The sequence below is a fragment of the Parahoeflea alexandrii genome, from assembly GCF_027214025.1.
Taxonomy (GTDB): Bacteria; Pseudomonadota; Alphaproteobacteria; order Rhizobiales; family Rhizobiaceae; genus Hoeflea; species Hoeflea alexandrii_A.
The window spans coordinates 183,727-197,167 of sequence record NZ_JAPWHB010000005.1; the positions used below are offsets into that span (position 1 = coordinate 183,727).

General features: G+C 64.1%; 13 protein-coding genes. 10 read left to right on the top strand and 3 right to left on the bottom strand.

The window, feature by feature from the left end; genetic code table 11:
- Position 1: 1 nt before the first annotated feature.
- The 10 genes from O4H62_RS17305 (at position 2) to O4H62_RS17350 (ending at position 10,080) form a co-directional block, all read left to right on the top strand.
- Entirely contained in the window at positions 2–1,099 is a 1,098-nt protein-coding gene (locus tag O4H62_RS17305) for an ABC transporter ATP-binding protein (protein ID WP_269389737.1), read from the top strand.
- 4 nt (positions 1,100–1,103) lie between these two features.
- On the top strand, positions 1,104–2,225 hold the full coding sequence (locus tag O4H62_RS17310) for a mandelate racemase/muconate lactonizing enzyme family protein (protein WP_269389739.1): 1,122 nt from the start codon (positions 1,104–1,106) through the stop codon (positions 2,223–2,225).
- 3 nt (positions 2,226–2,228) lie between these two features.
- Positions 2,229–2,558, top strand: coding sequence for an L-rhamnose mutarotase (locus O4H62_RS17315; RefSeq protein WP_269389741.1), 330 nt, complete (start codon positions 2,229–2,231; stop codon positions 2,556–2,558).
- A gap of 237 nt (positions 2,559–2,795) precedes the next feature.
- Positions 2,796–3,863 carry a Gfo/Idh/MocA family protein gene (locus tag O4H62_RS17320; RefSeq protein ID WP_269389743.1) on the top strand — a complete coding sequence of 356 codons (1,068 nt, stop codon included), beginning with the start codon at positions 2,796–2,798 and terminating at the stop codon, positions 3,861–3,863.
- Positions 3,864–3,865: 2 nt separating this feature from the next.
- Positions 3,866–4,318 (top strand): MaoC/PaaZ C-terminal domain-containing protein, encoded by a 453-nt coding sequence (locus O4H62_RS17325; protein WP_269389744.1) that lies wholly within the window; start codon positions 3,866–3,868, stop codon positions 4,316–4,318.
- Between the two features lie 21 nt (positions 4,319–4,339).
- Positions 4,340–5,074 carry an SDR family oxidoreductase gene (locus O4H62_RS17330; protein ID WP_269389746.1) on the top strand — a complete coding sequence of 245 codons (735 nt, stop codon included), beginning with the start codon at positions 4,340–4,342 and terminating at the stop codon, positions 5,072–5,074.
- Between the two features lie 23 nt (positions 5,075–5,097).
- Positions 5,098–6,393, top strand: coding sequence for an L-fuconate dehydratase (locus O4H62_RS17335; protein ID WP_269389748.1), 1,296 nt, complete (start codon positions 5,098–5,100; stop codon positions 6,391–6,393).
- A 29-nt stretch (positions 6,394–6,422) separates the two neighbouring features.
- Positions 6,423–7,262, top strand: a complete 840-nt coding sequence (locus tag O4H62_RS17340) for a fumarylacetoacetate hydrolase family protein (RefSeq protein ID WP_269389749.1) — start codon at positions 6,423–6,425, stop codon at positions 7,260–7,262.
- Between the two features lie 157 nt (positions 7,263–7,419).
- A complete protein-coding gene (locus tag O4H62_RS17345) occupies positions 7,420–8,562 on the top strand; it encodes a fumarylacetoacetate hydrolase family protein (RefSeq protein ID WP_269389751.1) in 1,143 nt (380 codons plus the stop codon).
- 12 nt (positions 8,563–8,574) lie between these two features.
- A complete protein-coding gene (locus tag O4H62_RS17350) occupies positions 8,575–10,080 on the top strand; it encodes an aldehyde dehydrogenase (NADP(+)) (RefSeq protein ID WP_269389752.1) in 1,506 nt (501 codons plus the stop codon).
- 80 nt (positions 10,081–10,160) lie between these two features.
- Here O4H62_RS17350 and O4H62_RS17355 read toward each other — a convergent pair whose 3' ends face one another.
- The 3 genes from O4H62_RS17355 to O4H62_RS17365 are packed head-to-tail and all read right to left on the bottom strand — an operon-like array spanning position 10,161 to position 13,427.
- A complete protein-coding gene (locus O4H62_RS17355; protein ID WP_269389753.1) occupies positions 10,161–10,859 on the bottom strand; it encodes an ABC transporter ATP-binding protein in 699 nt (232 codons plus the stop codon).
- A complete protein-coding gene (locus O4H62_RS17360; protein WP_269389755.1) occupies positions 10,856–12,598 on the bottom strand; it encodes an ABC transporter permease subunit in 1,743 nt (580 codons plus the stop codon). The genes O4H62_RS17355 and O4H62_RS17360 overlap by 4 nt, the downstream gene beginning before the upstream one ends.
- On the bottom strand, positions 12,576–13,427 hold the full coding sequence (locus O4H62_RS17365; protein ID WP_269389757.1) for a branched-chain amino acid ABC transporter permease: 852 nt from the start codon (positions 13,425–13,427) through the stop codon (positions 12,576–12,578). Before O4H62_RS17365 ends, O4H62_RS17360 begins: the two co-directional genes overlap by 23 nt.
- Positions 13,428–13,441: the final 14 nt, after the last annotated feature.

The window sequence follows — 13,441 nt, forward strand, 5'->3', positions numbered from 1 at the left end:
CATGGCCACCGTTTCGCTCAAGAACCTCGTCAAGAAATATGGTCACCTCGAAGTGGTGCACGCCATCAATCTCGATGTCGCCGACCGCGAGTTCGTCGCCCTCGTCGGCCCGTCCGGCTGCGGCAAGTCAACCACGCTCAGGATGATCGCCGGTCTCGAAGCCATCAGCGGCGGCCACATCCATATCGGCGACCGGGAGGTCAACAACCTGCCGCCGCGCCAGCGCAATATTTCCATGGTGTTCCAATCCTACGCGCTCTACCCGCACATGACGGTGGCCGAGAACATGGGCTTCTCATTGAAGATCGCCGGCAAGTCCCAGGACGAGATCGCCAGCGCCGTGGCCGATGCCGCCAAGACGCTGGGCCTCGAGGAATTGCTCGACCGCCGCCCGTCGCAGCTTTCGGGCGGTCAGCGCCAGCGCGTCGCCATGGGCCGCGCCATCGTCCGCCATCCCGACGTGTTCCTGTTCGACGAGCCGCTCTCCAATCTCGACGCCAAGCTCAGGATGCAGATGCGCACCGAGATCAAGAAGCTGCACGCCAAGGTGCAGTCGACGGTGATCTACGTGACCCACGACCAGGTCGAGGCGATGACGCTCGCCGACCGCATCGTCATCATGCGTGACGGTCATATCGAGCAGGTCGGCCCGCCCGAGGAGGTGTTCCGCCGTCCTGCGACACGCTTCGTCGCCGGTTTCATCGGCTCGCCGACCATGAACCTGCACAATGCGGTGGTCAGCGATGGCAGGCTCGTCTTCGCCAACGGCGACACCCTGCCGCTGCCCGCCCAGTTCAAGGACCGTGTCAGCGCCGGCCAGAAGGTGATCTTCGGCCTCAGGCCCGACGATCTCTACCCGACCGGCCACGGCATCCATTCCGGCGAAGCGGCGGAAGTCCACGCCGTCGAGGTTCCGGTGTCGCTGACCGAGCCGCTCGGCAACGAGACGCTGGTCTTCGCCGAATTCGCCGGCCAGGACTGGATCTCGCGCATGCTCAATCCGAAGCCGCTGCGGGTGGGCGACCGGATCAACCTGAGCTTCGACCTGAGCCAGTCGCATTTGTTTGACGCGGCATCCGAGAAAAGCCTGAGGGGGTAGGGCCATGGCGCGTATCGAAAAAGTCGAACTGCGCATGGTCGACCTCAAGCCGAAGGTCAGGCGCACCGATGCGATCCAGAGCTTCGTCAGCCAAGAGACCCCGATCGTCACGATCACCGATTCCGATGGCGCCACCGGCACCGGCTACAGCTACACCATCGGCACCGGCGGCTCCTCGGTCATGCGGCTGATCGCCGACCATCTCGCCCCGCGGCTGATCGGACGCGATGCCGACATGATCGAGGCGATCTGGCACGAGCTGGAATTCGCCACCCACGCCACCACCATCGGCGCCATCACCGCGATCGCGCTTGCCGCCATCGACACGGCGCTGTGGGATCTGCGCGCCCGCAAGCAGGGACTGCCGCTGTGGAAACTGGCCGGCGGCGCCAAGGAGAAATGCCCGCTCTACACCACCGAGGGCGGCTGGCTGCACATCGAGACCGAGGCGCTGGTCGATGACGCGGTCCAGGCCAAAGCAAAAGGCTTCCTCGGCTCCAAGGTCAAGATCGGCCGCCCGCATGGATCGGAAGACCATGCCCGGCTGTCTGCCGTGCGCGCCGCCGTCGGCGATGGCTACGAGATCATGACCGACTGCAACCAGGGTTTCACCGTCGACGAGGCGATCAGGCGCGCCGACCGGCTGCGCGAACTGGATCTTGCCTGGTTCGAGGAACCGCTTCCCGCCGACGACATCGACGGCCATGTCCGCCTCTCGCGCTCGACCTCGACTCCGATTGCCGTGGGGGAATCGCTCTACTCGATCCGCCATTTCCGCGAATACATGCAGAAGGGCGGCTGCTCGATCGTCCAAGTCGATGTCGGCCGCATCGGCGGCATCACGCCCTGGCTGAAGGTGGCCCACGCGGCAGAGGCCTTCGACATTCCCGTCTGCCCGCATTTCCTGATGGAGCTGCATGTCAGCCTCACCTGCGCGGTGCCGAACGGCAAGTATGTCGAATACATACCGCAGCTCGACGAACTGACCTCAAGCCGCATGCGCATCGAGAACGGCCATGCCTATGCACCATCCGAACCGGGCATCGGCATCGACTGGGACTGGGATGCGGTGCGCGGAAGGAGCATCGCCGAATTCACCACCGTGATTACGGAAAGGGAGGGCTGAACCATGCAGCGAATGGGAATGGTCATCGGCCTGAAGCCGGAGGAGATCGCCGAGTACAAGCGCCTGCACGTCGCCGTCTGGCCGGACATCCTCGACATGATCTCGAAGTGCAACATCCGCAACTACACGATTTTTCTCAGGGAGCCGGAAAACCTGCTGTTCGGCTACTGGGAATATCACGGCGCCGATTTCGAAGCCGACGCGGCGAAGATGGCGGCCGATCCGAGAACGCAGGAATGGTGGGACGTCTGTATGCCTTGCCAAGAGCCGTTGGACACCCGCAAGGACGGGGAATGGTGGGCGATGATGGAGGAGGTGTTCCATCATGACTGAGATTTTGTCGGGGGATGGGATTTCCCCCTCACCAACTTCGGCCAAGAGCTCGCTTCGCTCGCCCGGCCTTCGTATCCTCTCCCACGAGGGGAGAGGCAGAGCCCCCGTGAGATCGCCATTGCGGCATCCTCTCCCCTCGTGGGAGAGGATAGCAAGCCCGTATGAGACGCAGTCGAATACTTGGGCGCGCTTGGTGAGGGGGCTTTTGAGGCTCAAACTATTTGTGGGATCCCATCCATGAGCTTCGATCCCACCACCCTGCAGCAAGCCTGGCCGGCGCCTTCCAGCCCCCGCCCCATCGTCACCTTCGGCGCGGGCTCCATCGTCGGCGATGCGCATTTTCCGGCCTACCGCAAGGCGGGCTTTCCGGTTGCGGGCCTCTATGATCCAGACATTGCGAAGGCACGGAAGCTTGCCGACGAGTGGGGCCTGACGGCCTATACCTCGGCGGAAGAAGCGGCTGCGGTTCCCGGCGCTGTCTTCGATCTCGCCACCCCGCCCAACGTCCACGCCAGCGTGCTGCGCCTGCTGCCCGGAGGTGCCGCAGTGCTGATCCAGAAGCCGATGGGCAGCGACCTGGCGGCGGCGACCGAAATCCTGACCATCTGCCGCGAGAAGAACCTCAAGGCTGCTGTCAATTTTCAGCTGCGCTTCGCGCCGATGATACTTGCTTTGAAAGATGCGATCGCAAAGGGCTGGCTCGGCGAGGTTGTCGATTTCGACGCCTGGCTGGCGCTGGCGACGCCCTGGCAATTGTGGCCCTTCCTCAAGGGCCTGCCGCGCATCGAGATCGCCATGCATTCGATCCATTATCTCGATCTGATCCGGCAATTGCTCGGCGATCCGCACGGCGTTCACGCCAAGTCCATCGGCCACCCGAACCACGACGTCGCCCAGACCCGCACCAGCGCCATTCTCGATTACGGCGACCGGGTCCGCTGCGCCTTGTCGATCAACCACGATCACGATTTCGGCCGCAGGCACCAGGCCTGCGAGTTCCGCATCTCAGGTACCGAGGGCGCGGCCTATTTGCAATTGGGCGTCAATCTCGACTATCCGCGCGGCGAGCCCGACATACTCGAAGTCCGGCCCAAGGGCAGCGATGAGTGGATTGCGGTGCCGCTGAAAGGCTCCTGGTTTCCCGATGCCTTCGTCGGCCGCATAGCCAATCTGCAGCGCTTCGCCGCTGGAGAAGACACGGAGCTTGTAAGCTCGGTCGAGGATGCCTGGAACACCATGGCGCTGGTCGAGGCGGCCTACCGGTCCTCTGCCGCCCCGGCGACCCCGCTTGAGAAGAGACCCTGAGTATGGAACAGACAACCTATTTCGAAGACTATGAAATCGGCAGCCAGCGGACCACTTACGGACGCACCATCACCGAGACCGATTTCGTCGTCCATGCCGGCCACACCGGCGATTTCTTCCCGCACCACATGGATGCCGAGTTCATGAAGACGCAAGCCTTCGGCCAGCGCATCGCCCACGGCACGATGGTGTTTTCCATCGGTGTCGGCCTGACCGCGAGTGTCATCAACCCGGTGGCGTTTTCCTATGGCTATGACCGCATGCGCTTTGTCAAACCGGTCTTCATCGGCGATACAATCCACACCCGCACGACGATCGCCTCCAAGGAGGACGATCCGAAGCGCAAGGATATGGGGCGCGTGTTCGAGCGCACCGAGGTCGTCAACCAGCACGGCGATGTGGTGCTGGTCGCCGATCACATCTATATCGTGGAACGAAAGCACAAGCCCGCCTGAGCGGCAACATATGGAGACATCATGGCAGACTGGGTCAAGGACAAGACGGTACTGGTGACGGCCGCAGGCCAGGGCATCGGCCGCGCAACCGCAATCGCGTTCGCCGCCGCCGGCGCGCGCGTCATCGCCACCGACATCAACGAAACCACGCTGGCCGAACTTTCCGGCACATCCGGAATTGAGACCCGACGGCTCGACGTGCTCGACAATCAGGACATTGTCTCGACGGTCGCCGCCGTCGGTCCGGTCGACGTCCTGTTCAACGGCGCGGGTTTCGTTCACGCAGGCTCGATCCTGGAGATGCCGGACGAGGATTTCGACTTCGCGATCGATCTCAATGTGCGCTCGATGATCCGCACCATCCGCGCGGTATTGCCGGCGATGATCGAGCGCGGCGGCGGCGCGATCGTCAACATGTCGTCGGTGGCAAGCTCGATCAAGGGCGTGCCCAACCGCTTCGCCTATTCCACCACCAAGGCTGCCGTCGTCGGGCTGACCAAGTCGGTCGCCGCCGATTATGTCGGCCAGGGCATCCGCTGCAACGCCATCTGCCCCGGTACGGTCGAAAGCCCGTCGCTACAGGAGCGCATGCGGGCGCAGGGCGACTACGAGACAGCCCGCGCGGCCTTCATCGCCCGCCAGCCGATGGGCCGGCTCGGAACGCCGGAGGAAATCGCCGATCTCGCTGTCTATCTGGCAAATGCCACCTACACTTCTGGACAGGCCTACGCGATCGATGGCGGCTGGACCATCTGACGACCAGGACAGGATCAACGACCGTGACGAAAATCACTGGCCTCGAGACCCATGATCTCAGGTTCCCGACATCGCTGAGCCTTGATGGCTCGGATGCGATGAACCCGGACCCGGACTATTCGGCGGCCTATGTCGTGCTCAGGACCGATACTCCGGGAATGGAAGGCCACGGTCTGACCTTCACCATCGGCCGCGGCAACGACATTTGCTGCGCCGCGATCGAGGCCATGCGCCATCTCGTCGTCGGCCTCGACCTGGCCTGGATCAGTGAAAACCCCGGCCGGTTCTGGCGGCATGTGACCTCCGACAGCCAGCTGCGCTGGATCGGCCCCGACAAGGGCGCCATCCACCTGGCGACCGGCGCGGTGGTCAACGCGGTCTGGGATCTGCTGGCCAAGCAGGCGGGCAAGCCGGTCTGGCGGCTGGTTGCCGACATGAGCCCCGAGCAGATCGTCGACATCGTCGATTTCCGTTATCTCACCGACGCGATCACCCGCGACGAGGCGCTGGAGATCCTCCGGCGCGCCGAACCCGGCAAGGCGGAGCGGATCGCGAGCCTCGAAGAGACCGGCTACCCCTGCTACACCACGTCGGCCGGTTGGCTTGGCTATCCCGACGACAAGCTCCGCCGCCTGTGCCGCGAGGCGGTCGCCGCCGGCTACGACCACGTCAAGCTCAAGGTAGGCCGTGATCTCGACGATGACATAAGGCGGCTCAGGATCGCGCGCGAGGAATTGGGTCCCGACCGGTTTCTGATGATCGACGCCAACCAGGTCTGGGAGGTCGGCGAGGCGATCGAGTGGATGAAGCAGCTCGCCTTTGCGAAACCGTTCTTCATCGAGGAGCCAACCAGCCCGGACGACATAGCCGGCCACAAGGCCATTCGCGAGGCGATTGCGCCGGTGAAGGTGGCGACCGGCGAGATGTGCCAGAACCGCATCATCTTCAAGCAGATGATCGTCGGCGGCGCCATCGACGTGGTCCAGATCGACGCCTGCCGCATGGGCGGGCTCAACGAGGTGCTGGCGGTTCTGCTGATGGCCGCGAAGTACAATCTTCCGGTCTGGCCGCATGCCGGCGGCGTCGGCCTGTGCGAATATGTCCAGCATCTCTCGATGATTGATTTTGTCGCCATATCCGGCACAATGGAGGGGCGGGTGATCGAGTACGTCGACCATCTGCACGAGCATTTCCTTCACCCGTGCGTCATCCGCGATGCAGCCTACATGCCGCCCTCATCGCCCGGCTTCTCCATCGAGATGAAAGCCAGATCCATAACCGAGTACACCTTCACGCCGTCACAGACTGCGGTCGCCTGACCGCCCACCAGACACAAGGAAAGAACATCATGAAACTGCTTCGCGTTGGCGCCCCCGGCCAGGAAAAGCCCGCCATTCTCGACGCCGATGGCAAGGCCCGCGATCTCTCTTCCGTCATCAGCGATATTGCCGGTGACGCGCTGCTGCCGGAAAGCCTGGCGAAGATCGCGGCAATCGATCCGGCCACGCTGCCGGAACTGGCGGATGGCCGCATCGGCCCTTGTGTCGGCCAGGTCGGCAAATTCATCTGCATCGGCCTGAATTACTCCGACCACGCGGCCGAAAGCGGCCTGGATGTGCCCAAGGAGCCGGTTATCTTCATGAAGGCCACCAGCGCCATCTGCGGCCCCGACGACACGGTCCTGATCCCGCGCAAATCGGTCAAGACCGACTGGGAAGTCGAACTCGGCGTCATCATCGGCAAGGGCGGCGTCTATATCGACGAAGCCGACGCGCTTGACCACGTCGCCGGCTACTGCGTCGTCAACGACGTCTCCGAGCGCGAATTCCAGATCGAGCGCTCGGGCACCTGGGACAAGGGCAAGGGCTGCGACACCTTCGGGCCGATCGGCCCCTGGCTGGTCACCCGCGACGAGGTTGCCGATCCGCAGAACCTCAAGATGTGGCTGGAAGTAGACGGCCACCGCTACCAGGACGGCTCCACCAGCACCATGGTCTTCGGCGTCAAGCATCTGGTGAGCTATGTCAGCCAGTTCATGAGCCTGCAGCCTGGCGATGTGATCTCCACCGGAACGCCTCCCGGCGTCGGCATGGGCCAGAAGCCGCCGACCTATCTCAAAGGCGGCGAGACCATGGAACTCGGCATCGAAGGACTGGGCCAGCAGCGCCAGAAGGTCGGCAAGGCCTGAGGCTGATCAGGGGGCGTTCCGCTATCTGACGTCTCAAGAGCCAAACATGACGGGCGCCGGGGTTTTCCCGGCGCTTTTTTGCCAATTCGGGGTTGCGGGCTGCGTCAATCTGCCCGAAACAAGGCCGCTGCTTTTTGCATCTGGGGGGATATCCGAAATGACCGACTTCAACCTGCCCGACGAGGGCATTTTCATCGGCCGCATCTGGTCGCCCGAGGTTCAGGGACCATCCGTGGTGACGCTTCGCGACGGCAAGATCGTCGACATCACGTCAAAGGCTGCGCCGACAGTGCGCGACATCTGCGAGATGGACGATCCCGCAGCTTATGTGCGTGGCGCTGACGGCGTGACGGTTGGCGATCTCGCTTCACTGGCGGCCAATTCCGGTGACATGGCGAAGCCGCATTTCCTTGCCCCGTGCGATCTCCAGGCGGTCAAGGCCTGCGGTGTCACCTTCGCGTCCTCCATGGTCGAGCGGGTGATCGAGGAGAAGGCCGCCGGCGACCCGAAGAAGGCGCAGGATATCCGCGCCCGTGTCGGCGACATCATCGGCGGCTCGCTTCGCAACATCAAGGCGGGTTCGGAAGAGGCCGCCAGGGTGAAGTCGGCGCTGATCGCGGAAGGCATGTGGAGCCAGTATCTCGAGGTCGGCATCGGGCCGGACGCGGAGGTGTTTACCAAGGGGCAGGTGCTGTCCTCGGTCGGTCCGGGGGCGGAGGTCGGACTGCATCCGGTGTCCAAATGGAACAATCCGGAGCCCGAGATCGTTCTGGCCGTGTCGTCGAAAGGCCGCATCGTCGGTGCATCGCTCGGCAATGACGTCAACCTGCGCGATGTCGAGGGCCGCTCGGCACTGCTTCTCGGCAAGGCAAAGGACAACAACGCCAGCTGCGCCATCGGGCCGATGATCCGTCTGTTCCATGACGCTTTCACGCTCGACAACGTCCGCCGGGCCGAACTCGACCTGACGGTGAAGGGGGAGGACGGTTACGTGCTCAAGGGCCATTCCTCAATGAAGGAGATCAGCCGCGACCCCGCCGATCTGGTCGGACAGACCCTCGGCCGCCATCACCAGTACCCCGACGGGCTGATGCTTTTTCTCGGCACCCTGTTCGCACCGACCCAGGACCGTGATACGCCGGGCGAGGGATTTACCCACAAGATCGGCGACGTCGTCACCATTTCGTCGCCCGGGCTTGGCAGTCTTACCAACACGGTGCGGCTGTCGACCCAGTGTCCGGAATGGACATTCGGCGTCGCCTCTTTTATGCGGAACCTCGCCGCAAGAAATCTTATCTGAACGGAGACCGATATGCTGACGGGAAAACATCTGATTGCCGGAAACTGGGTTGCAGGTGACGCGACCTTCAAGAGTGAACCGGCGCATGGGGATGTCCATGAATTTGCGGTCGGCACGCCGGCCCACGTCGACACGGCGGTAAAGGCGGCCGAGGAGGCTTTCTGGAGCTTCGGCTATTCCTCCCGCGCCGAACGTGCGGCGCTGCTCAATGCCATCGCCGACGAGATCGAGGCGCGCGGCGCCGAAATCACCGCGATCGGCACCTCGGAAACCGGTCTGCCGGAAGCCCGCCTCGAAGGCGAGCGCGGCCGCACCACCGGCCAGTTGCGGCTGTTCGCCAGCCACATCGAGAAGGGCGACTATCTCGACCGCCGTCATGACGAGGCGCTGCCCGATCGCGCGCCGCTGCCGCGCCCCGACCTGCGCATGATGCAGCGCCCGATCGGCCCGGTGGCCGTGTTCGGTGCGTCGAACTTCCCGCTCGCCTTCTCCACCGCCGGCGGCGACACGGCGGCTGCTCTGGCGGCAGGCTGCCCGGTCGTGGTCAAGGGCCATTCCGCCCATCCCGGCACCGGCGAAATCGTCGCTCAGGCTGTCGACGCGGCACTCAATAAGCTCGGCATGCATCCCGGCATCTTCTCGCTGATCCAGGGCGGCAAGCGCGACGTCGGCCAGAGCCTTGTCCAGCACCCGCTGATCAAGGCCGTCGGCTTCACCGGTTCGCTTGCCGGTGGCCGCGCGCTGTTCGACCTCTGCGCCCAGCGCCCCGAGCCGATCCCGTTCTTCGGCGAACTCGGATCGGTCAACCCGATGTTCCTGCTGCCCGAAGCGGTCAAGGCGCGTGGCGAGGCGATTGCCAAGGGCTGGGCCGGTTCGCTCACCATGGGCGCCGGGCAGTTCTGCACGAACCCGGGCATCTCGGTGATCATTGACAGCCCGGAGGCCGATGCCTTCGTCGAAGCGGCGACGGCGGCACTCAGCCCCGTCGGTGCGCAGACCATGCTGACCGACGGCATCGCCCAGGCCTATCGCGCCGGACGCGACCGGGTCGCCGGCGTCACCGGGATCCAGGAACTGCTGACCTCGACCTGCGATCTGCGCAACGCCACGCCCTACCTCTTTGCCACCACCGGCAAGGAATGGCTCGACAACGAGATTCTCGGCGAGGAAGTGTTCGGCCCGCTTGGCCTGATCGTCCGGGTCTCCGATTTCGACGAGATGATGAAGGTCGCGCGCAGCCTGCATGGCCAGCTGACCTGCACCCTGCATCTGGATGCAGGCGACACGGCGCATGGCCGGGCGCTGATGCCGGTGCTGGAGCGCAAGGCGGGCAGGGTGCTCGCCAACGGCTTCCCGACCGGCGTCGAGGTGGCCGATTCCATGGTTCACGGCGGCCCCTATCCGGCGTCGACCAATTTCGGTGCGACCTCGGTCGGCACCCTGTCGATCCGGCGTTTCCTGCGCCCAGTCTGCTACCAGAACATGCCGGCAGACCTGCTGCCCGACGATTTCAACTGATCGTCTCGGCACGGAGCCTTTGAAGACAGACCGGCCTCATCCTCATGGATGGGGCCGGTTTTCTTTCGGCTCCCGGCGGCTCAGATCTTCAGCCGCCTGGACAGTTCCGCGCGAAGGTTGACCGTGCCGGAATGGGTGTAGATGCATTCGCCGTGATCCATCAGGGCGGCGTGATCCGCCACGGCCTCGACCAGGCTCAGATTCTGTTCGACGATCAGAAAGCCGCGGCCCACCGCCTTGGCGCTGTTGATCGCCTCGGCCATCAGCGCGATGTTTTCCGGCTGCACGCCTTCGGTCGGCTCGTCAAGAATCACCAGCCGCGTGTCTTCGGCCAGCGCCCGGCAAAAGGACAGGATCTTCTTTTCCCCACCCGACAGGGTGCCGGCCCTTTGCCCGAGCCGGTCCGGCAGGCGTGGAAACATGGCGAAAAGCTCCCGGTAGCGCTCCAGCGAACGGTCGCTGTGATGCAGCGTCAGGTTCTCGGCGACGCTCAGCGTATCGAACACCACGCCTTCCTGCGGGGCATAGCCCATGCCCTGCCTGGCACGGCCATGGGCCGGAGCGAAGGTGAGATCCTCCCCCTCGAAAATGACCTTGCCGGACGCGGGTTTGAGCGCTCCGGTGACAAGCCGCACAAGCGTCGATTTGCCGACGCCGTTGCGGCCGGTCACGCACAGCGCTTCACCCGCTGCCACCGCAAGCGACATATCGGTGACGATGACGATCTCGCCATAGCCGCCGGTGAGATTTTCGATGGAGAGAAGAGGCGCGGCACTCATTTGCTGCCTCCCGAATAGACGCGGGCGACATCGGCATTGGCGCGGATCTCGGTCATGGTTCCGTTGGCAAGCAGCGCCCCCTGATGCATGACGAGAACGTGGTCGGACAGCCGCTCAACCACCTGCATGTCATGTTCGATGATGATGAAGGTGGCCTTTGTCTGCCCGGCAATCGCGGCGATGGCTTCGATCATCTGCCGGGTTTCGTCGGTGGACAATCCGGCGCAGGGCTCGTCGAGCAGCACCAGGTCCGGCTCGGCGAGCACGGTCATCGAGAAATCGAGCATCTGCCGCTGGCCGACAGAGAGCGAGCCCGCAGCCTTGTGGCTCTGCTGAAGAAAGGGAAAGCGAGTTTCCAGCTCGCCAAGCATTTGTGTCGTCAAGCCATAGGGCCGCATCGAGAACATCTCCACTGTTCCGATGCGGTTTGCCCACAGGGCAATTTCGATGTTCTGGCGCACGCTGAGCTCGGGAAAGATCGAGGGCACCTGGAACTTGCGGCCGATGCCGTTGCGCGCCGCGATGAAGGGCCGGGTGTTGCCGAGCGAGATGCCGCGCCAGCTGATCTCGCCGCCGCCGAGCGGAAGCCGTCCGGTGAGCACGTTGAGCGCCGAGGTCTTGCCGGCTCCGTTCGGTCCGATGATGCAGTGAATGCCGCTTCGGGAGATGGAAAAGCTCAGACCATTGAGGATCCGGACGGGTCCCATGCTGACACCGACAGTGTCGAACCGCAGGTCAGGGGCCACGCGATGCTCTTTGCCCTCCAGCATCGCAGGCGCAATGCGCTTGTCATGATCATGTCTGCCGCCGCCGAACCGGGATAGTGCGGCTGAAAACAGCCCGCTGATGCCGCCCGGCATCTTCAGCACGACGAGGATGAACACCAGCGCGACGGCCACTTCCCAGTAGCGGAAGCTGTCGCGCAGGCCTGCCGCCATGAAGCCGATCAGCACCGCGCCGGCGACCGGGCCGATGAGGCCGAAGCGTCCGCCGACCGCGGTCCAGATCAGGAGTTCCGCCGACAGCACGAAGCCCACCGCCTGCGGCGTGACAATGCCCTGGTGCGGCGCGTAGAGCGCACCCGCCAGCCCGGCAATGCCGCCGCTGATGGCAAAGGCCGCGGCTTTCAGCATCGATGTGCGGAAACCGAAGAACTGCAGCCGCTCCTCGTTCTCGCGGATGGCGATAAGCAACTGGCCGAACGGCGCCCGCATCACATGCGCGAGTGCCAGGGTGGAAACGATCAGCACGCCGACGATGACGAAATAGAGCGTCTCGTAGGTATCGATGCCGGGCAGACCGGGAATTCCGGTCATGCCGTTGAACCCGCCGGTAATCCCGCTCAGCGAATTGGCAAGCTGAAAGCCGAGCATCGACAGCGCCAGCGTGATCAGCGAGAAATAGGGACCGGAACCGGTCTGCCGGTTGAACACCAGCGCGCCGATGAAACCGGCCAGCAGCGCCGGCACCAGGCAGGCGACGGCAAAGGCTGGAACGAGCATTGCCCAGCCGAGATCCGCCTTCAGCGCGGCGCCCGCGAGATAGGCGCCGATGCCAAAGAACAGCGCCTGCCCGAGCGGCAGGAAGCCGGCGCGACCCCAACAGAGCGCAATGCCCTGCGCCACCATGCCGTAAAGCAGATAGAGCCCCAGCTGGTAGGCTGTGAAGCTGTCCGAGATCCAGGGGAACGCGATCAGCAGCCCGGCGAGCGTGAATTTAGCGGCGCGAGAAAATGCCATCGGGCCTCAACCACAAAAACAGGATGGAGATCGCAAGCACGCCGAGATATCCGGCTGTCTTGTCGAAAATCGCGGAGATGATGACGTCTGCGCCGCCGATAATGCTCGATCCGGTGATCAGGCCCTCGATCGTACCGAGCCCGCCCACCACCAGGATGAAGAAGGACGACAGCAGGTAATCCAGCCCCATATAGGGTTCGACCCGCACCAGTGGCGCCAGCAGCACGCCCGCCAGGCCAGCGATGGCGACGCCGGTGACGAAAGTGGCGCGCGACAGCCGGGCCGTGTTGATGCCGACGGCCGCGGCAAGGTCGGGGTTCTGCACCATCGCCTTGATCCGCGCGCCGGTGTTGGAGCGCTGGTACCAGACAAACAGGGCGGCAAACATCACGACGATCACCGCCATCAGCACCAGCCGGTAGGCCGGGTAGTCGATGCCCAGCAGGCTGACCGTGCCCGGCAGTGATTGGTCGACGCTCTGGTATTCCCGCCCGAAAGTGACCTCGACGCCCTTCCGCATCAGGATCGCGATCCCCCATGTGGCCAGGAACGTGTCGAACGGCCGCCGGTAGAGGTGGCGGATCACCGACCACTCCATCAGCCAGCCGAGCGCGCCGCAGACAATCAACGCAAGCGGGATCGCCAGCAGGAACGGCAGACCGGCCTGCTGCACCGTGAGCGCGCTGTAGGCGCCGAGCATGACGAACTCGCCATGCGCCATGTTCATGACGCCGAGCAGGCCGAACACCACCGCAAGCCCCAGGACGATCAGTCCCAGGGTTGCGGTGGAATAGGCGAAATTCAGCCCGTAGGTGACAACGAGATCCATCGCCTCTGCCGATC